The 19,018-nt window shown below is 48.0% G+C and carries 19 protein-coding genes and 2 tRNA genes; 13 read left to right on the forward strand and 8 right to left on the reverse strand.

What is annotated here, in order from left to right; translation table 11 throughout:
* Window position 1: 1 nt before the first annotated feature.
* On the reverse strand, window positions 2-1,474 hold the full coding sequence (locus DXD78_RS12655) for a rhamnulokinase family protein (RefSeq protein WP_005825109.1): 1,473 nt from the start codon (window positions 1,472-1,474) through the stop codon (window positions 2-4).
* A 314-nt stretch (window positions 1,475-1,788) separates the two neighbouring features.
* Between DXD78_RS12655 and argR the strand changes: the two genes are divergently transcribed.
* The 10 genes from argR to DXD78_RS12705 all read left to right on the forward strand — a co-directional run bounded on the left by argR (window position 1,789) and on the right by DXD78_RS12705 (window position 11,093).
* Complete coding sequence (argR, locus tag DXD78_RS12660) at window positions 1,789-2,262, forward strand: arginine repressor (RefSeq protein WP_005825113.1); 474 nt, start codon at window positions 1,789-1,791, stop codon at window positions 2,260-2,262.
* Window positions 2,263-2,297: 35 nt separating this feature from the next.
* Window positions 2,298-2,855, forward strand: coding sequence for a GNAT family N-acetyltransferase (locus tag DXD78_RS12665; RefSeq protein WP_005825115.1), 558 nt, complete (start codon window positions 2,298-2,300; stop codon window positions 2,853-2,855).
* Window positions 2,856-2,868: 13 nt separating this feature from the next.
* The gene (locus DXD78_RS12670; protein ID WP_005825117.1) at window positions 2,869-4,074 is read left to right on the forward strand and encodes an argininosuccinate synthase; all 1,206 of its coding nucleotides are present in this window, start codon (window positions 2,869-2,871) and stop codon (window positions 4,072-4,074) included.
* The gene (locus DXD78_RS12675; RefSeq protein WP_005825120.1) at window positions 4,075-4,293 is read left to right on the forward strand and encodes a PspC domain-containing protein; all 219 of its coding nucleotides are present in this window, start codon (window positions 4,075-4,077) and stop codon (window positions 4,291-4,293) included. It abuts the gene before it with no gap.
* On the forward strand, window positions 4,286-5,254 hold the full coding sequence (gene argC / locus DXD78_RS12680) for an N-acetyl-gamma-glutamyl-phosphate reductase (protein ID WP_005825122.1): 969 nt from the start codon (window positions 4,286-4,288) through the stop codon (window positions 5,252-5,254). The genes DXD78_RS12675 and argC overlap by 8 nt, the downstream gene beginning before the upstream one ends.
* Before the next feature lie 5 nt (window positions 5,255-5,259).
* Window positions 5,260-6,381 (forward strand): aspartate aminotransferase family protein, encoded by a 1,122-nt coding sequence (locus DXD78_RS12685; protein WP_009037782.1) that lies wholly within the window; start codon window positions 5,260-5,262, stop codon window positions 6,379-6,381.
* A gap of 129 nt (window positions 6,382-6,510) precedes the next feature.
* On the forward strand, window positions 6,511-7,284 hold the full coding sequence (gene proC / locus DXD78_RS12690) for a pyrroline-5-carboxylate reductase (protein ID WP_005834777.1): 774 nt from the start codon (window positions 6,511-6,513) through the stop codon (window positions 7,282-7,284).
* A 121-nt stretch (window positions 7,285-7,405) separates the two neighbouring features.
* The gene (locus tag DXD78_RS12695; protein WP_005825132.1) at window positions 7,406-7,960 is read left to right on the forward strand and encodes a helix-turn-helix domain-containing protein; all 555 of its coding nucleotides are present in this window, start codon (window positions 7,406-7,408) and stop codon (window positions 7,958-7,960) included.
* Between the two features lie 7 nt (window positions 7,961-7,967).
* Window positions 7,968-9,623: an AMP-binding protein gene (locus tag DXD78_RS12700; protein WP_009037781.1), complete on the forward strand. Its 1,656-nt coding sequence runs from the start codon at window positions 7,968-7,970 to the stop codon at window positions 9,621-9,623.
* Between the two features lie 219 nt (window positions 9,624-9,842).
* Window positions 9,843-11,093, forward strand: coding sequence for an acyloxyacyl hydrolase (locus DXD78_RS12705; protein ID WP_009037780.1), 1,251 nt, complete (start codon window positions 9,843-9,845; stop codon window positions 11,091-11,093).
* Between the two features lie 349 nt (window positions 11,094-11,442).
* Here the strand turns inward: DXD78_RS12705 and DXD78_RS12710 are convergent.
* The 7 genes from DXD78_RS12710 to prmC form a co-directional block, all read right to left on the reverse strand.
* Window positions 11,443-11,526: transfer RNA gene (locus DXD78_RS12710), tRNA-Leu, on the reverse strand.
* Between the two features lie 20 nt (window positions 11,527-11,546).
* Window positions 11,547-11,619: transfer RNA gene (locus tag DXD78_RS12715), tRNA-Gly, on the reverse strand.
* 102 nt (window positions 11,620-11,721) lie between these two features.
* Window positions 11,722-13,062 (reverse strand): argininosuccinate lyase, encoded by a 1,341-nt coding sequence (argH, locus tag DXD78_RS12720; RefSeq protein ID WP_009037779.1) that lies wholly within the window; start codon window positions 13,060-13,062, stop codon window positions 11,722-11,724.
* Between the two features lie 28 nt (window positions 13,063-13,090).
* Window positions 13,091-13,501 (reverse strand): SRPBCC family protein, encoded by a 411-nt coding sequence (locus tag DXD78_RS12725; RefSeq protein ID WP_009037778.1) that lies wholly within the window; start codon window positions 13,499-13,501, stop codon window positions 13,091-13,093.
* A gap of 93 nt (window positions 13,502-13,594) precedes the next feature.
* On the reverse strand, window positions 13,595-14,233 hold the full coding sequence (gene pyrE, locus DXD78_RS12730; RefSeq protein WP_005825142.1) for an orotate phosphoribosyltransferase: 639 nt from the start codon (window positions 14,231-14,233) through the stop codon (window positions 13,595-13,597).
* Window positions 14,234-14,315: 82 nt separating this feature from the next.
* Entirely contained in the window at window positions 14,316-14,795 is a 480-nt protein-coding gene (locus tag DXD78_RS12735; protein ID WP_009037777.1) for a regulatory protein RecX, read from the reverse strand.
* Complete coding sequence (gene prmC, locus DXD78_RS12740) at window positions 14,792-15,628, reverse strand: peptide chain release factor N(5)-glutamine methyltransferase (protein WP_009037776.1); 837 nt, start codon at window positions 15,626-15,628, stop codon at window positions 14,792-14,794. The genes DXD78_RS12735 and prmC overlap by 4 nt, the downstream gene beginning before the upstream one ends.
* Window positions 15,629-15,702: 74 nt before the next feature.
* On the opposite strand from prmC, the gene ribD reads away from it, so the two are divergent.
* The 3 genes from ribD (at window position 15,703) to DXD78_RS12755 (ending at window position 18,997) form a co-directional block, all read left to right on the forward strand.
* On the forward strand, window positions 15,703-16,758 hold the full coding sequence (ribD, locus tag DXD78_RS12745; protein ID WP_005834757.1) for a bifunctional diaminohydroxyphosphoribosylaminopyrimidine deaminase/5-amino-6-(5-phosphoribosylamino)uracil reductase RibD: 1,056 nt from the start codon (window positions 15,703-15,705) through the stop codon (window positions 16,756-16,758).
* A gap of 134 nt (window positions 16,759-16,892) precedes the next feature.
* A complete protein-coding gene (locus tag DXD78_RS12750; RefSeq protein ID WP_009037775.1) occupies window positions 16,893-18,257 on the forward strand; it encodes a DUF6242 domain-containing protein in 1,365 nt (454 codons plus the stop codon).
* Window positions 18,258-18,262: 5 nt separating this feature from the next.
* Window positions 18,263-18,997 carry an isoprenyl transferase gene (locus tag DXD78_RS12755; protein ID WP_005834753.1) on the forward strand — a complete coding sequence of 245 codons (735 nt, stop codon included), beginning with the start codon at window positions 18,263-18,265 and terminating at the stop codon, window positions 18,995-18,997.
* The last annotated feature ends 21 nt before the right edge of the window (window positions 18,998-19,018 follow it).

Below are 19,018 nucleotides of genomic sequence, written 5' to 3' on the forward strand. Positions count from 1 at the left end.
ATTATCCATTATAATTAGTCATCGTCAATTGCTTGAAGTGCAGGTAAGCGGTATTCCAATCCTCCATATCCTGCGGATAGAAAGTCTTTAATGGTATGGAACGGTTGATGAGCTGTCTCATGGAAGCAATGTCTCTAGCTGCTCCGGCAGCCAATGCCTGAACCATAACGTTACCGATAGCAGTAGCTTCGGAAGGTCCGGCAATCACGGGAATACCGACAGCATTGGCTGTCCACTGGTTAAGCAGTTCGTTACGGCTACCGCCACCGATAACATGTAAAGCCTCCACCGGACGTGGTGAAAGATTTCGCAGGCTATCCAGCACCTGACGGTATCTCAAAGCAAGACTCTCAAAGATACAGCGTACTATCTGTCCATGTGTCATGGGAATAGGCTGACGATAATCGGAACAATAGGTCTTGATGGCTTGCTCCATATTCGCCGGATTGGTAAACAAAGCATCATCCGGATTAATTAGACTACGGAATGGTTCACAAGTACCAGCCTCAACGATGAGTTCGGAATAAGGGATTTCCCCCCATTCGGTACGGCAACGTTCAAGCAGCCACATACCACAAATATTTTTTAACAAACGAATGGTTCCTTCCACACCGCCTTCATTCGTAAAATTCAAGGATTCTGTTTCAGCAGTAATGACTGGAGCATCCGTCTCCACTCCCATCAGAGACCAAGTACCACTACTTAGATAAGCAAAATTACGGTCCATGGCAGGTACGGCAGCAACAGCAGAAGCCGTATCATGCCCGGCAACAGCTATCACGGGGACAGCGCCAAGTCCGGTTATTCGTTGTACTTCCTCCGTCAAGCCCCCTATTTTTTCACCAGGATAGACAAAACGCCCGAAATGAGCTTGTGTCAGTCCAATCTCCTGCAGCAAGGCATCCTCCAGCCTGCAGGTATTGGCATTTACCAACTGTGCCGTACTGGCAATAGTATACTCCGTTACCATCTGACCGGTCAACATATAGCTCAAAGCATCAGGCATAAACAGCAATTTATCTGCAGCTGCCAATGCACTGTCATGATTACGGCGTAATGTATCAAGTTGGAACAAGGAGTTGAAATTCATCACCTGAATCCCCGTCCATCCATACACATGGCTACGAGGTATACGTGTGAAGAACGCTTCCGGAGCACCCACCGTATGAGGGTCACGATAGGAATACGGCTGGCGAAGAAATCCCCCATCCTTACCTACACAGACAAAATCTACTCCCCAAGTGTCGATACCGATGGAAGTTATTTCTACACCTTTACGGGCGGCAATCCTCAGCCCTTCAATAATATGACGGTAAAGTTCATAAATATCCCAGTAAAAATGTCTGCCAGCTTCAATCAGATGATTTGGGAAACGGTTTACTTCTTCCATTTCCAAACCATTCGAAGTAAAAGTTCCCAGAATTGTGCGACCACTGGTAGCCCCCAAGTCGACCGCAAAAAAGCATTGTTTCATGGTAATTAGTTTTAGTTGCTATTCAACGATACAAAAATAGGAGATTATCCCCCTACTTTTTGTACAGTTTTTGATTGAAAGGGTGTCAGATTTGGCAATTGCATATCTATTCTATATTATATCAACATTTACCAAAGACATACGGAAACAATCTCCAATAACGTAAAAGAACAAACAAGACTCCAACAAAGAGAACAAAAACAACATATACAGTACACCCGATGTATAAAAAGAATAAAAAAGCTCTCCTTTTTGCATATTCTTTCCGAAATAATCCCTAATTTTGCACTACTCTTAGAATAATTATACAGAAAATGAAGAAAAAAGCCAATCGGTTAGACGCCATCAAGATGATTATCTCAAGCAAAGACGTCAGTTCTCAGGAAGAACTGTTGCAAGCTTTGAGCAAGGAAGGCTTTGAACTGACACAAGCCACCTTGTCACGCGACTTGAAACAGCTGAAAGTAGCGAAAGCAGCGAACATGAACGGTAAATACGTATATGTACTGCCCAACAACATCATGTATAAACGTTCGAACGACCAGAGTGCAAGTGAAATGCTGATGACAAGCGGATTCGTTTCACTTCAATTTTCGGGCAATATTGCCGTCATCCGTACCCGGCCCGGATATGCCAGCAGCATGGCCTACGACATCGACAACCGAGAGTGTCCCGCCATTCTGGGTACCATTGCCGGAGATGACACCATCATGCTGGTGGTGCACGAAGCAGCGTCACATGACGAGGTACGCAGCTTCCTATCGCAAATCATCCCGAACATTAAATGATAGATAACAACAAAAAACAAGAAATTAAATAAGAAATGGATTCGAAACAAATTGATGTGATGGTGGCTGACGCCTCACATGAAGTTTACGTAGACAAGATTTTGGATACCATCCGGGAAGCTGCCAAGGTACGCGGAACGGGCATCGCAGAACGCACACACGAATACGTAGCTACTAAAATGAAAGAAGGAAAGGCCATTATAGCCTTGTGTGGAGATGATTTTGCCGGTTTCACCTACATAGAGAGCTGGGGTAACAAGCAATATGTAGCAACCTCCGGTTTGATAGTACACCCCAAATATCGGGGACTGGGGCTGGCAAAACGTATCAAGACCGCTTCTTTCCGCCTGGCACGCCTACGCTGGCCTAATGCTAAAGTTTTCAGTCTCACCAGCGGAGCTGCCGTCATGAAAATGAATACCGAGCTGGGATATGTGCCCGTCACCTTCAACGAACTGACCGATGACGAATCGTTCTGGAAAGGTTGCGAAGGCTGTATAAACCATGATATATTGGTAGCTAAGAACCGTAAATTCTGCATTTGCACAGCAATGCTTTACGACCCGAAGCTGCACGAAGAGGATAAAATATAAAAATACTAAGGATATGGAAAAGAAGAAGAAAGTAGTAGTCGCATTCAGCGGAGGTTTGGATACCTCGTTTACGGTGATGTATCTTACCAAAGAAAAAGGGTACGAAGTATATGCAGCTTGTGCCAATACGGGCGGTTTCAGTGCTGAACAGTTGAAGACAAACGAAGAAAATGCCTACAAGCTGGGCGCCAAAGAATACGTCACCCTCGACGTGACGCAGGAATACTATGAGAAAAGCTTGAAATACATGGTATTCGGCAATGTTTTGCGTAACGGCACCTATCCTATCTCTGTAAGTTCCGAACGTATCTTCCAAGCATTGGCCATTGCACGCTATGCCAACGAAATCGGCGCGGATGCCATCGCCCACGGTTCTACAGGTGCGGGTAACGACCAGATTCGTTTCGACATGACTTTCCTCGTCATGGCTCCGGGCGTGGAAATCATCACGCTGACACGCGACATGGCACTGAGCCGTCAGGAAGAGATTGATTATCTGAACAAACACGGCTTTGCCGCCGACTTCACCAAACTAAAATATTCCTATAACGTAGGTTTGTGGGGCACTTCCATTTGTGGTGGCGAGATTCTGGATTCCGCGCAAGGGTTGCCCGAAAGCGCCTATCTGAAACACTGCACCAAAGAGGGCAGCGAGCAGTTGCGCCTCACTTTTGAAAAAGGTGAGCTGAAAGCCGTGAACGACGAGACATTCGACGACCCCATCAAAGCCATCCAGAAGGTAGAAGAGATTGGTGCGGCATACGGTATCGGACGCGACATGCACGTAGGCGACACGATTATCGGTATCAAAGGCCGCGTAGGTTTCGAAGCTGCCGCACCTATGCTGATTATCGGAGCACACAAGTTCCTCGAGAAGTACACTTTGAGCAAATGGCAGCAATACTGGAAGGACCAGGTAGCCAACTGGTATGGCATGTTCCTGCACGAAAGCCAATATCTGGAACCAGTAATGCGCGACATCGAAGCCATGCTGGAATCCTCGCAACGCAACGTAAACGGTACGGCTATCCTCGAACTTCACCCGCTCTGCTTTTCTACCGTAGGTGTAGAAAGCAAAGATGACCTTGTGAAAAACAAGTTTGGCGAATACGGTGAGATGCAGAAAGGATGGACGGCAGAAGATGCCAAGGGCTTCATCAAAGTAACCTCCACAGCACTGCGTGCTTATTATTCAAATCATAAAGACGAGAAAATCTAAATGACCGGCAGGAAGCAAAAACTGACACGTCCCCGGACTGGAAGGATGCTTTCAGGCGTATGTGCAGGACTGGCAAACTTTTTCGGACTCGATGTCTCATTGGTGCGTATCGTTTATACGTTCGCCACGATCTTTACTGCATTTGCAGGCATACCCATATACATTATAATGCTAATTGTTATACCACAAGAACCAAATAGATATTATCGAAATGATTAAAGTAGGAATCATCGGCGGAGCCGGATACACGGCAGGCGAACTGATACGTTTGCTGCTCAACCATCCGGAAGCGGAAATCGTTTTCATAAACAGCTCAAGCAACGCCGGCAACAAAATTACCGACGTACACGAAGGACTGTACGGCGAAACAGACTTGGTATTTACCGACCAGCTCCCGCTGGAAGAAATCGACGTACTCTTTTTCTGTACGGCACATGGTGACACGAAGAAGTTCCTCGAAAGCCACAACGTGCCCGAGGAACTGAGAATCATCGACCTCTCCATGGACTACCGCATAGCCTCTCCCGAACACGACTTCATCTACGGCCTGCCGGAGCTGAACCGCCGTGCCACCTGCAAAGCGAAGCACGTAGCCAATCCGGGCTGCTTTGCCACCTGCATACAGCTGGGCCTGCTGCCGCTCGCCAAACATCTGATGCTGAACGATGATATCATGGTGAACGCCATTACCGGAAGTACCGGCGCCGGTGTGAAACCGGGCGCCACGAGCCACTTCAGCTGGCGCAACAACAACATGAGCGTCTACAAAGCTTTCGAGCACCAGCATGTGCCCGAAATCAAGCAATCGCTCAAACAGCTGCAGAACAGCTTTGATGCGGACATTGACTTCATCCCCTACCGCGGCGACTTCCCGCGCGGCATCTTCACCACCATTGTGGTGAAGACCAAAGTGGCCCTGGAAGAAATCGTCCGCATGTATGAAGAATATTACGCCAAAGATTCCTTTACCCACATCGTGGAGAAGAATATCGACCTGAAGCAAGTGGTAAACACCAACAAGTGCCTCATCCATCTGGAGAAGCATGGCGACAAACTGCTTATCATTTCCTGCATTGATAACCTCCTGAAAGGCGCCAGCGGACAAGCTGTCCATAACATGAATTTAATGTTTAACCTGGAAGAGACCGTAGGATTACGGTTGAAACCTTCTGCATTCTAAAAAAAATGAATTTATTCGACGTATACCCTCTCTTTGACATCAACATCGTCAAAGGAAAAGGCTGCCATGTATGGGACGAGAACGGTACCGAATACCTCGACCTCTACGGTGGCCATGCAGTCATCTCAATCGGACATGCACATCCACATTATGTAGAGATGGTGAGTAACCAAGTTGCTACGTTAGGATTCTACTCAAACTCAGTAATTAACAAGCTGCAACAGCAAGTGGCAGAACGCTTGGGAAAAGTCTGTGGCTATGACGACTACTCATTCTTCCTCATCAACAGCGGTGCCGAAGCCAATGAAAACGCCTTGAAACTCGCCTCTTTCTACAATGGCCGTACCCGTGTGATATCCTTCTCAAAAGCATTCCACGGACGTACCTCACTGGCGGTGGAAGTAACGAACAATCCTAAAATCATCGCTCCCATCAACAACTGCGGGCACGTCACCTACCTCCCGTTGAACGACATCGAAGCCATGAAGGCCGAATTGTCCAAAGGAGATGTCTGCGCAGTGATTATCGAAGGCATACAAGGTGTAGGCGGCATCCAACTGCCGACAGACGAATTCATGCAGGCTCTCCGCCAGACTTGTACGGAACACAACACGGTCTTGATTCTCGATGAAATCCAAAGCGGCTACGGACGCAGCGGCAAGTTCTTCGCCCATCAGTACAACGGCATCAAAGCCGACATCGTCACCGTGGCAAAAGGCATCGGCAATGGTTTCCCGATGGCAGGCGTACTCATCAGCCCAATGTTTACACCGGTATACGGGCAACTTGGAACCACTTTCGGCGGAAACCACCTGGCTTGCAGTGCCGCCCTTGCCGTGCTGGATGTGATAGAGCAGGAAAACCTGATAGAGAATGCAGCCCAAGTCGGCAACTTCCTGATAACGGAACTAAAGAAATTCCCTCAAATCAAGGACGTTCGCGGACGCGGACTCATGATAGGGCTGGAATTTGAAGAACCCATCAAGGAACTGCGCCTAAGACTACTGAAAGAGCAGCATGTATTCACCGGTGTAAGCGGTACGAATGTACTTCGCCTGCTGCCGCCTCTGTGCCTCGGCATGGATGAAGCAAAGGAATTCTTGGAACGCTTCAAGAAAGTACTTTAATATTTGACACAAATAATCAGCCAGCAAAAGAAACGACCGAAAAGCAGAATACCTTTCTCTCTCGGTCGTTTTTTGTAGAAAATTTATCTACCTTTGCCAGCAAAACAACTCTTTTAACAACAAAAAGATATGAAAACAGCAATTATCGGTGCAGGAAATATGGGGGGAGCCATTGCCCGAGGGCTGGCAAAAGGAACAATCATCCCTGCCGGTAACATCATTGTCTCCAACCCCACCCAGGGCAAGCTGGACAAGCTGAAGGCAGAATTCCCCGCATTGCAAGTGACCAATGACAACCAGGAAGCGGCAGCCGGTGCAGATATGATAATCTTTGCCGTGAAGCCATGGCTGATGGAGCCAGTGATAAAGGAACTGGAACTAAAAGGCACAGAGATTCTTATATCCGTTGCAGCCGGCATTCCTTTTGAAGAGCTGACACACTATGTAGCAGACAAAGAAATGACCATGTTCCGTCTTATTCCCAATACCGCCATCAGCGAGATGGAAAGCATGACACTCATCGCCAGCCGCAATGCCACCAAGGAGCAGGAGCAACTGATGCTGGACATTTTCAACCAGATGGGACTCGCCATGCTCATTCCCGAAGAAAAGATTGCGGCAACCACTGCCATGACTTCCTGCGGCATCGCCTACGTGCTTAAGTATATCCAGGCAGCCATGCAGGCCGGCGTTGAAATGGGTATCTATCCCAAAGACGGCATGCGCATGGTGGCACAATCCGTGAAAGGGGCAGCCGAGCTGATTCTGAACAACGACACGCACCCCAGTGTTGAGATTGACAAGGTGTGTACCCCCGGAGGAATTACCATCAAGGGAATCAACGAGCTGGAACATGAAGGATTCACCTCCACTGTGATTAAAGCCATCAAAGCGAGTAAATGATATTTAATGTGCTAATGTAACGATGTCCCGATATGCCTATGAGCTACGGTATAATTAAACATTGTGCAGCCTATTGGCACATTGCCACACTTTAATAACAACCCATTAAAAAAATATAATTATGGACGAACAAATCAGACAAATAGCCGAACGCCTGCGCGGACTGCGTGACGTATTGGAACTGACTGCCGACGATATCGCCCGCGACTGCGACATCTCTGCAGAAGAGTACCGTCTGGCCGAAACCGGAGAATTCGACATCTCGGTCAGCATGCTGCAGAAGATAGCACGGCACTACGGCATATCACTGGACGCACTGATGTTTGGGCAAGAGCCCAAAATGAGCTCCTACTTCCTGACACGTGCCGGAAAAGGAACCAGTATAGAACGTACCAAGGCATATAAATACCAATCGCTGGCAGCCGGTTTCATCAACCGCACGGCAGACCCGTTCATCGTGACCGTAGAACCGAAACCGGACAGCGAGCCGATACATTACAACAGCCATACCGGTCAGGAGTTCAACCTCGTACTGGAAGGCCGTATGATGGTCAGCATCGACGGCAAAGACTTAATCTTAAACGAAGGAGACAGTCTATACTTCAACTCCAAACTGCCGCACGGCATGAAGGCGCTTGACGGAAAGACTGTAAAATTCCTGGCAGTAATCATGTAATAAAGTTATGGTAGAAAGATTTTTATCTCAAACATCCTTCACCTCACAGGAGGACTTCATCAAGAACTTGAAGATAAACGTACCGGAGAATTTCAACTTCGGCTACGACGTAGTGGATGCCTGGGCAGCCGAGCAGCCCGACAAACCCGCACTGTTGTGGACCAATGACCAGGGCGAATGCCGGCAGTTTACCTTTGCCGACATGAAACGGTACACAGACATGACGGCTTCCTATTTCCAAAGCCTCGGCATCGGGCACGGAGACATGGTGATGCTGATACTGAAACGCCGTTATGAATTCTGGTTCAGCATTGTGGCACTGCACAAACTCGGTGCAGTGGTGATTCCCGCCACCCACCTGCTGACGAAGAAAGACATCGTATACCGCTGCAACGCCGCAGACATTAAAATGATAGTCTGTGCCGGCGAAAGCGTCATCACCGACCATATCACGGCAGCTATGCCAGAGTCTCCTTCTGTGAAACGCCTCGTAAGCGTCGGGCCGGAAGCTCCCGAAGGATTCGAAGACTTCCACAAAGGTATCGAGGCCGCCGCTCCTTTCGTGAAACCGGAACATCCGAACACGAACGATGACATCTCCCTGATGTACTTCACCAGCGGTACTACCGGAGAGCCCAAAATGGTGGCCCACGACTTCACCTATCCGTTGGGACATATCGTCACCGGCAGCTTCTGGCACAACCTGAAAGAGAGCAGCCTACACCTCACCATTGCCGACACCGGTTGGGGAAAAGCCGTGTGGGGCAAGCTCTACGGACAATGGATTGCCGGTGCCAACGTATTTGTATACGACCACGAGAAGTTCACTCCCGCAGCCATACTGGAGAAGATACAGGATTATCACGTCACGTCGCTTTGTGCACCGCCCACCATCTTCCGGTTCCTCATTCACGAAGACCTTACGAAGTACGACCTATCCAGCCTGGAATACTGCACCATCGCCGGAGAAGCCTTGAACCCCGCTGTATTCGAGACCTTCAAGAAGTTAACGGGCATCAAGCTGATGGAGGGCTTCGGACAGACCGAAACGACCCTTACCGTTGCCACCATGCCGTGGATGGAACCGAAACCCGGCAGCATGGGATTGCCCAATCCGCAATACGATGTAGACCTGATAGACCACGAAGGACGTTCCGTGGAAGCCGGTGAACAGGGACAGATTGTAATCCGTACCGACAAAGGCAAACCGCTGGGATTGTTCAAGGAATACTACCGTGATGCCAACCGCACCCACGAGGCATGGAACAACGGCATTTACTACACGGGAGATGTAGCCTGGAAGGACGAAGACGGCTACCTCTGGTTCGTGGGTCGCGCCGACGACGTCATCAAAAGTAGCGGCTACCGCATCGGCCCGTTCGAAGTGGAAAGTGCATTGATGACCCACCCAGCCGTAGTGGAATGTGCCATTACCGGTGTGCCCGATGAAATCCGCGGCCAAGTGGTAAAAGCTACGATTGTGTTGGCAAAAGAGTACAAGGCACGCGCCGGAGAAGAGCTTGTCAAGGAGTTGCAGAACCATGTGAAGAAAGTGACGGCTCCCTACAAATACCCGCGTGTCATCGAATTTGTTGATGAGCTCCCCAAAACCATCAGCGGGAAAATCCGCCGTGTGGAAATCCGGGAGAACGACCGGAAATAACACTCGCCACCCAGTATCTGAATCATAAGACAACATCCGGGTGAATGAATAAGGAGGGGATAAAACCGAAGTCGGCCATTCTATTGACGATTTCCGTTTTACCCCCTCTTTTTACAAATAGTTGTCTCATTGTGAATACCAAAAGGAGAAAAGAACTATATTTGCACGAAATTAAACTTCACTTGGAACATTTATAAACAAGAAAGACCGACACGGCATATGAAAAATAGAACGCAGATATGGAAAATACTGGCTTTCTTAGGAGCGGTACTTTTCTTGTCTGATACAATATACGCCCAACAATGGACATCCGATAGTCATTCGGAATACAAACGGGATACACTCCCTTTCTCACAGCGCTTCATCCACAGATTAGGCGTAGAAGGGCGTGCTGGCTATATTTTTCAGACCAGCCCTTTTCTGGAGTACTCCAACCACCAATACAAGGCCATGAAAAATGCCTATGCCGGCCATCTGAAATACTCCTTCCAGCTCCGTCCCCACACCGTTGCCGACCAGGCTTATATAGGAGCCTATCAAGGGATTGGAGTCGGCTATTTCAACTTCGGCAATCCGGAAGAGCTGGGCAACCCGCTGGCGGTCTATCTGTTTCAAGGGGGACGCATCGCCCAATTCAGCCCCCGCATATCCTTGAACTATGAATGGAACTTCGGCGCATCGTTCGGCTGGAAACCCTACGATGAATATGACAACCCGGAGAACCAGATTATCGGCTCGAAAGTGAATGCCTATCTCAATGTGAACCTCTACTTAAAGTGGGCACTCTCCCCCAAGTTCGACCTGATGATAGGAACTACCGGAAGCCACTTTTCCAACGGAAATACCCAATATCCCAACTCCGGTCTGAACACGGTGGACTGCAAAGTGGGGTTGGTATATAACTTTAACCGCAGAGCGGATGAGCTCGCCCAATCATGGCAACGCCCTATCGTTCCTCCATTCCCCCGCCACGTCAGCTACGACTTGACTTTGTTCGGCTCCTGGCGAAAGAAAGCAGTGGCCCATGAGGGCAGTAGTGGCCAGGTACCCGCACCCGGCACTTACAACGTGTTCGGTTTCAGCTTTGCACCCATGTACAACTTCGGCTATAAATTCCGCGCCGGTGTGGCGTTGGACGGCGTATACGACCACAGTGCGAACATGAAAGAATCGTACGAGGAAGAGAACGGCTTCTATACTCCGCCCGCCAAGAAGCAGATGGCATTGGGCTTATCCGCCCGCGGAGAATTTGTCATGCCTTACTTCACGGTAGGTATCGGTCTGGGAGCCAATGTTCTGCACGGCGGCGGTGACATGAAGTCTTTCTATCAGATTCTTGCCCTGAAAATAGACGTAACACGCAATTCGTATCTCCATATAGGATATAACCTCCGGGAATTTCATGAGCCCAATTATCTGATGTTGGGTATCGGCTATCGGTTCAATAACAAACGCCCCAAGCTGTTCTGAACAATAAAGAGGAGGCTATTTATATAGATTCTTTTATTTCATCTGCAAGCACATATTAGTAAGTGCCACGCGCATATCATCTACTATAGTATTATAGTTAGTTTGTTAGTTCACAGCGATGAACACTTTGTTCAAGTATAGAGAAACAGTTTGTTCCAATAAGGAAAAACAGTTTGTTTTCATATGATGAAACGAAATGTTTTGTTAAGGGAAACAAAGTGTTCGCCATAATGAAACAACTTGTTCTATTAAGGGAAACACTTTGTTCGCTATAGAGAAACGGTCTTTCATATCAAGAGCTTATAAAGAAAAAGCTCTGCAAATCAATGATTCACAGAGCTTAATCGAGTACTCGAAGCGGGACTTGAACCCGCACAGCCGCAATGGCCAAAGGATTTTAAGTCCTTCGTGTCTACCATTCCACCATTCGAGCATCCTAAAAAGGGAAAAGAGAGCGGAAAACGAGACTCGAACTCGCGACCCTAACCTTGGCAAGGTTATGCTCTACCAACTGAGCTATTTCCGCATTTGGAGAACGGGTGCAAAGATAAACAGTTTTCCCGTTTCTGCCAAATTTTTTTTTATAAAAGTACAGTACTCGCAGCGGGACTTGAACCCGCAGAACCTTTTACCTGCCCAGCAACTCTTTCTCTGCAGCTTGCATGGTCTCAAAATTGAAACCATCTACCACTTTCTGCATCAGGGCAGAGACTTCATCGTTGCAAAGGTTTCCGATACTGCCTTCATGGGTATGATGCACCTCTTTGCTGTGCGAGAAGTTTCCGGCTTCAATATCCAGTCCCACCTTCTTGTAGGCATCGCGGAAAGGCATCCCTTCACGTGCCAAGCGGTTGACTTCCTCCACACTGAAAATAAGCAGATACTTGTCATCATCAAGAATATGTTCGTTCACCTTGATTTCATTCATAATGTAAGTCGTCATCTGCAGACAGTCTTTCAGTTCCTGAAAAGCAGGCAGGAAGACCTCTTTGATAATCTGCAAGTCACGGAAATAGCCGGAAGGAAGATTGTTGGCTATCATCATAATCTGCTGGGGAAGGGATTGCAGTTTGTTGCACTTGGCACGCGTCAGTTCAAAGACATCCGGGTTCTTCTTGTGAGGCATGATGCTGGAGCCGGTAGTGCAATCGTCCGGCAGCTTCACAAAACCGAAGTTCTGACTGTTGAACATACATGCGTCAAAAGCCAATTTCGATATGGTTCCGGCCACACTGGCAAGGGCGAAAGCAACATTACGCTCCATCTTGCCACGCCCCATCTGGGCATACACTACGTTGTAGTTGAGGGAATCAAATCCCAAAAGACGGGTAGTCATCGTACGGTTCAGCGGGAACGAGGAACCGTATCCCGCAGCAGAACCCAAAGGATTGCGGTTGCACATCTTGAAAGCTGCCTGAAGGAACATCATATCGTCCACCAGGCTCTCGGCGTATGCCCCAAACCAAAGTCCGAAAGAAGACGGCATGGCTATCTGCAAGTGTGTATAACCCGGCATCAGTACATCCTTGTAGCGTTCGCTCTGCATAACCAGCACATGGAACAATTGTTCCACAGCCTCTGCCACTTCCTTTATCTCTGCACGGGTAAAGAGCTTCAAATCGAGCAACACCTGGTCGTTGCGCGAACGTCCGCTGTGTATTTTCTTACCTATATCACCCAAGTTGCGCGTCAGCATAAGTTCCACTTGTGAGTGAACGTCTTCCACTCCCTCTTCTATCACAAATTCTCCACGCTCGGCCATCGCATAGATTTCCTTCAATTCGGCCAGTAATTGCCGCAGTTCTTCCTTCGTCAACAAGCCAATGCTTTCGAGCATCGTGATGTGCGCCATGGAACCCAGCACATCGTGCTTTGCCAAATAAAGGTCCATTTCACGGTCACGGCCTACCGTGAAGCGTTCGATATCCTTATTTACCTGAACGGATTTTTCCCAAAGTTTCTGAGCCACGTTGTTTCTAATGATTAATGGTTAGTGATTAATATTGTATCATCGCCAACATATCTGCCATCTTCTCCAGTCCTTCCTGCAAGGGTTTCTGCACCATGGTCTTCATAAACGGATTTATATCCATGCCGATGGTCAGCTTCATTTTGCATTCGGTTTCGGTGGTGGGTACAATCTGTATCCACAGATTGAAGGGCAGCGGTGAAGTGGTTGTTGCAAACTTGATACACTTGCAAGGTTCCTTCTCCACAATCTGCAACGTAATCTTTCCCACGGGGGCCACCTCTATCGTCATGCTCTCCGCGTCAAAACTCAAGTTTTTCACTTTGTCTTCAGGCAGACGGTCTTTCACCTTCTCCAGATTGCTCAGGTCGGAAAGCTTTTCATAAACAGCTTCTTGTGAAGCCGGTACAACTTTCACTCCACTCTCAAATTTCGTCATAATCAATCGTATTCAAAAAGAAAAAAGAACTATCCGGACAGAATCTATCCGAATGGCTCTTTTATCCATATTAACATTTTTACAAATAAGTTCTTATTTACCAGATTCCCAATGTGCAGGGTCTTTACGCCATTCATTCAGAGTCTCCACATCTTCTTCCTCGATATAGCCCGTACGCAGTGCCACTTCCATCACAGCCTCGTAATTGGTCAGCGTCACCAAAGGCACCTTGGCATCCTTGAAAGCCTTTTCGGCAACCGGGAAACCATAAGTATAGGCAGCCACCATACCGATGACCTCACATCCGTCACGGCGGATAGCTTCTACAGCCTTTAAACTGCTTCCACCCGTAGAAATCAAATCTTCCACGACTACCACCTTCATACCGGGACGAAGTTCACCTTCAATCAAATTCTCCAGTCCATGGTCTTTCGGAGTGGAGCGTACATATACAAACGGCAAGTTCAATGCATCGGCCACCAAGGCACCTTGCGGGATAGCTCCCGTTGCCACACCGGCAATGGCATCCACCTGTCCGAAACGTTCCAAAATCAGACGCGTAATTTCAATCTTTACGAAATTACGGAGAGAAGGATAAGAAAGGGTTTTGCGGTTATCACAATAAAACGGAGACTTCCATCCGGATGCCCAAGTGAACGGGTTAGCCGGTTGTAGTTTAATCGCTTTTATCTTCAGCAACTTCTCTGCAAACAATCTTTCTAAAGTTTTCATAGCAAAACTAATCTATATATGATAAATATGGCACAAAAATACGGAAACAGAATGAGAATAAAAAAGAGAAAGCCGATAATTTTCATTCGGAGTAGTCATTTTCCTCAGAAACCTCTATGCAACGACATATATCCTTCATTTCGAACCCCCTGCTCAAGGCAAAACGCACCAGTTTGCCATTCAACTCATACTCACTTTCGGCACGGACGCTTTTACGCTTTGCCGCCAGCAGTTTCTGCAAGACGGCGTGGTATTCCTCCTCATCAATCTCGTTCAAATAGGGCCAATAGACAGATGAAGATATCTTTTTCAACTGGAGCGCCTGCCCTATCTTCATCTTGCCCCATTTGGCTAAACGGTATTTGTCGTTGATGAAAGCACGGCAGAAGCGTTCTTCATCAATGTACTTCTCTTGTTCCAGACGGTTGATGATACGGTCTATGGCATCATAGGCAATGCCCCAGCGTTGCAGTTTCTCCGCAATCTCCGCCCGGCAATGCTCGGCAGTGGAGCAATATGCCGCCACTCTGTTCAAAGCTTCAGTTTCAGTTATTTCTATCATCGTTCTGCAATTACGTACCGGTCGTTGCCGGAAATATCTTTTCGGATACGGACATTCGTATAGCCTTGCTTGCGAAGCATCGAAGCGACAGCCTCTCCAAATGCCCGGTTGATTTCAAAATAGAGTCGGCCGCCGACCGTCAGCATGCTCCGTCCCAGTTCACCTATACGCCGATAGAAACGGAGCGGGTCGCTGTCTGGAACAAACAAAGCTCCCGAAGGTTCCCAGTTCAAGACATTTGGCTCCATGTCCTTCTTTTCTGTTTCCGTAACATAAGGCGGATTACTGACGATTACATCAAAGTACTCATCCTCAGTCGGTTGATACGTCAGGACATCACGCTGTACAAATTGTACGGAGGTCTGCAAAAGGCGGTTATTGTCGCCGGCTATGGCAAGAGCTTCTCCGGAAATGTCCCAAGCAGTTACTTCCGCTTCCGGCAACTCTTTAGACAAAGTGACGGCAATACACCCACTTCCAGTGCCAATGTCGAGAATACGGGAAGCCGGAGCGACTTCCTCCAGCATCCTCTCCACCAGTTCTTCCGTTTCGGGACGGGGAATAAGCACCCCCGGAGCCACCCGAAAAGTACGTCCCAGGAAACGGGCAGTACCCTGCACATACTGTATGGGCTCAAAATTGCACAGACGGGAAAGAATGCTTTCCAATTCCTTTTCATCCTTTGGAGATAAAATCATATCTTTGCCCAGGTAATAGTCAATATGACTCTGACCTAACATTTCACAGCAGACAATACGGGAAAGATTGGCTGCCTCCCGGGGAGGATAGCACTCCTGCAAAGCACTGCGGATATGTGAAACGGTTACATTCATTCGGAGTCCGGTTTTATTCGGGCTGCAAAAGTAATCATTAATTTTGATTATTCAACCAAAAGACAAGCAAGGATATGAATTCAGAAGAAGAGAAATATATGCTGCGATGCATCCAACTGGCACAAAACGGACTTTGCAATACAGCACCCAACCCGATGGTGGGAGCGGTAATAGTATGTGACGGGAAAATCATAGGCGAGGGATACCATGTGCGCTGTGGAGAAGCCCACGCCGAGGTCAACGCCATCCGTTCCGTGAAAGACACGTCCCTGCTGAAACGTTCCACCATCTATGTCAGCCTGGAACCGTGTTCGCACTATGGCAAAACTCCTCCTTGTGCAGACCTCATCATCGAGAAGCAGATTCCACGCATCGTCATCGGGTGCCGGGACCCTTTTTCTAAGGTTGCGGGCCGAGGCATACAGAAACTGAAGGATGCCGGACGTGAAGTTATTGTCGGAGTGCTGGAAACAGAATGTCGGCAGCTCATCCGCAGGTTCATCACTTTCCATACTTTGCGACGCCCCTACATCACCCTAAAATGGGCGGAATCTTCTGACAGATATATCGATTACTCCCGCACGGACGGTAAACCGGTTATCCTCTCCAGCCCGCTGACTTCGATGCTGGTACACAAGAAACGGGCAGAGCACAGTGCCATATTAGTAGGTACCCGTACGGCTGAACTGGACAATCCCGGCCTGAATGTCCGCCATTGGTATGGTCGTTCACCGGTACGTATCGTGCTGGACCGGCAACAAAAGCTATCCCCCAGCCTTCACCTATTTGACGGTAGCGTGCCGACCCTCGTTTTTACAGAAATCCCGCACGCTCCGCTACCGAATGTAGAATATCTGCCAGTCAGCGACTACCGGCAGAATATACTCCCCGAAATCATGGAAATGCTGTATACACGCGGATTACAATCCCTTTTGGTAGAGGGTGGCAGCCAAACGCTCCAATCCTTCATTGATGCCGGATTGTGGGACGAAATCTTTGTGGAAGAAGCTCCGCACCTTCTTCATTCCGGCGTCAAAGCACCCGAAATCAGTGACGGATATCCATTTGCAACAGAGTATTCTTTCGGCAGGAGTTTTCGCCATTATACGGCCTCAAGAAACAGTCAATAGCCTCATTTCAGGGCTTTTTTATCGAGAAAAAGGGGGATATTATCTATAATTTTATATAAAACTTCCCCGTAAAGCTGTTTATAGAAAAAAATGTTCCTATTTTTGCAACTTGTAAATAAACACTAACTTTCAAAATGAGAATAAAGTTTCTATCAGTAATTGTGAGTTTTCTTATTGTGTCATTTGCTCTAAGTTCATGCCTTGACTCTGACGACAATTATGAATTCAGCTCCGATGCTACTATACATGCTTTTGGTATCGATACCATACATGGCAAACATTACAAATTTACAATTGACCAGCTCAATAGACTCATCTATAACAGAGATTCATTGCCCGTAGGTTCAGATACCATCATTGACCGTATTCTGATTGATACTATGACCGTTACCGGTTGGATAACTTCAGGCTCGCCTACCGACACGGTATTCGTCATGTCGGACTCCGTGGATTTGAGACCCGCCATGAACAACGATGCCGGCATGCTGTTCAAAGCACATGCCGCCGACGGTGTTACAGTCCGCGAATATAAATTGAAAGTTAATGTACACCTGCAAGACCCGGACTCACTCGTATGGACAGACATGCAGAAAAGGGGGAATATATTCTCCAATACCATCAATTTAGGTCAGCAAAAAGCGGTTGTACTGGGAGACGAACTATTTGTCTACACTTCCAACAGTACTGCTTACAAGACATCGACTGCGCCCGATAAATACAACTGGAGTAAAGTCAATGTCAGCAACCTCCCCTCAGACGTAAAGCTGACATCTGCCGTAGAGTATAACAATGCGCTTTATATGGTTACAGAAAGCAAAAGAGTATTCAGCTCTACCAACGGCGGCGCCTGGACAGAAGTCACTACATTGGGAGACAATGTCATAGTCCTCATCAATGGTTTCTCTGACCGGCTCTCGGGTATTGTGGAAATCAACGGAAAGCAATATTTCAACATCTGTAAAGACGGAAAGAATTGGGAAACGGAAAACACGGCTGACAACCTTACCCTTGAGGAAGTCCCGGCAGGATTCCCTACCGAAAACATATCCACCACCCAGACCAATACCGGCAATGGTGTAGAGAAGGTGGTTCTGGCAGGAATGCCGCTGGCCAACGAACAAGAGACAATACCCTGGTTCTCATTGGACGGCAAAGGCTGGGCAAGCCTGGCTAACACGGTGTACGACACATCTTGTCCCGGCATGGTCAACCCTGCCATTATGTACTATGGCGACATGTTCTATTGCTTTGGAGGAGAACTTGACGCCATCTACAACTCCATCACAGGCATTGCGTGGAGCAAGACAGAAACCAAATTCCTGCTACCCCAGGAATTCAAAGGGAAAGGCGCGTACTCCATTATAGTGGAACCGACGAAAGACAAAACTGTGGACCCGGCAGACAAACGGGACTTCATTTGGGTGATATTCGGCGGCAACGGCACCAAGAATGAGGTATGGCGCGGACGTCTTAACAGATTGGGCTTCGAAATACAATAATAATGATGTCATATAAGGAAGAAATCGATCTAAACCGGATACCCCAGCACGTGGCGATTATCATGGACGGTAACGGACGGTGGGCCAAGCAGCGTGGACACGAACGCAGCTATGGACATCAGGCCGGCGCAGAGACTGTGCACGTCATTGCAGAGGAAGCCGCTAAATTAGGAGTCAGATACCTTACTTTATATACGTTCTCTACCGAGAACTGGAATCGTCCGTCGGACGAGGTAGCCGCCTTGATGGGATTGCTCTTCGACTCCATAGAGGAAGAGACGTTCATGAAGAACAATATCAGTTTCCGGGTAATAGGAGATATTGAAAAACTGCCTGCCAACGTACAGCAACGGCTCAACACTTGCGTGGCACACACCTCCCACAACACGGGAATGTGCCTGGTACTGGCATTGAGCTACTCTTCCCGCTGGGAAATAACGGAAGCTGCCCGGCAAATAGCCGACCTGGTACAGAAAGGTGAGCTGAAACCCGAACAAATCGACAGTGAGCTCATATCCCGTCATCTGACAACCCACTTCATGCCCGACCCCGACCTGCTGATACGTACCGGAGGAGAGCTCCGCCTTAGTAACTACATGCTCTGGCAATGCGCCTATTCGGAACTTTATTTCTGTGATACCTATTGGCCCGACTTCCGTGAAGAAGAATTACGCAAAGCCATATGTGACTATCAGAAACGCGAACGCAGGTTCGGCAAGACCAGCGAGCAAATCAATTAATCACCGGACACACAAATAGTA

The sequence above is a fragment of the Bacteroides sp. D20 genome, from assembly GCF_003436255.1.
Classification (GTDB): domain Bacteria; phylum Bacteroidota; class Bacteroidia; order Bacteroidales; family Bacteroidaceae; genus Bacteroides; species Bacteroides uniformis.

Bases quoted from the DNA above. Each gene is read 5' to 3' on its own strand.
- DXD78_RS12655 (WP_005825109.1), bottom strand. From the start codon at position 1,474: ATGAAACAATGCTTTTTTGCGGTCGACTTGGGGGCTACCAGTGGTCGC.
- argR (WP_005825113.1), top strand. From the start codon at position 1,789: ATGAAGAAAAAAGCCAATCGGTTAGACGCCATCAAGATGATTATCTCA.
- DXD78_RS12665 (WP_005825115.1), top strand. From the start codon at position 2,298: ATGGATTCGAAACAAATTGATGTGATGGTGGCTGACGCCTCACATGAA.
- DXD78_RS12670 (WP_005825117.1), top strand. From the start codon at position 2,869: ATGGAAAAGAAGAAGAAAGTAGTAGTCGCATTCAGCGGAGGTTTGGAT.
- DXD78_RS12675 (WP_005825120.1), top strand. From the start codon at position 4,075: ATGACCGGCAGGAAGCAAAAACTGACACGTCCCCGGACTGGAAGGATG.
- argC (WP_005825122.1), top strand. From the start codon at position 4,286: ATGATTAAAGTAGGAATCATCGGCGGAGCCGGATACACGGCAGGCGAA.
- DXD78_RS12685 (WP_009037782.1), top strand. From the start codon at position 5,260: ATGAATTTATTCGACGTATACCCTCTCTTTGACATCAACATCGTCAAA.
- proC (WP_005834777.1), top strand. From the start codon at position 6,511: ATGAAAACAGCAATTATCGGTGCAGGAAATATGGGGGGAGCCATTGCC.
- DXD78_RS12695 (WP_005825132.1), top strand. From the start codon at position 7,406: ATGGACGAACAAATCAGACAAATAGCCGAACGCCTGCGCGGACTGCGT.
- DXD78_RS12700 (WP_009037781.1), top strand. From the start codon at position 7,968: ATGGTAGAAAGATTTTTATCTCAAACATCCTTCACCTCACAGGAGGAC.
- DXD78_RS12705 (WP_009037780.1), top strand. From the start codon at position 9,843: ATGAAAAATAGAACGCAGATATGGAAAATACTGGCTTTCTTAGGAGCG.
- DXD78_RS12725 (WP_009037778.1), bottom strand. From the start codon at position 13,501: ATGACGAAATTTGAGAGTGGAGTGAAAGTTGTACCGGCTTCACAAGAA.
- pyrE (WP_005825142.1), bottom strand. From the start codon at position 14,233: ATGAAAACTTTAGAAAGATTGTTTGCAGAGAAGTTGCTGAAGATAAAA.
- DXD78_RS12735 (WP_009037777.1), bottom strand. From the start codon at position 14,795: ATGATAGAAATAACTGAAACTGAAGCTTTGAACAGAGTGGCGGCATAT.
- prmC (WP_009037776.1), bottom strand. From the start codon at position 15,628: ATGAATGTAACCGTTTCACATATCCGCAGTGCTTTGCAGGAGTGCTAT.
- ribD (WP_005834757.1), top strand. From the start codon at position 15,703: ATGAATTCAGAAGAAGAGAAATATATGCTGCGATGCATCCAACTGGCA.
- DXD78_RS12750 (WP_009037775.1), top strand. From the start codon at position 16,893: ATGAGAATAAAGTTTCTATCAGTAATTGTGAGTTTTCTTATTGTGTCA.
- DXD78_RS12755 (WP_005834753.1), top strand. From the start codon at position 18,263: ATGTCATATAAGGAAGAAATCGATCTAAACCGGATACCCCAGCACGTG.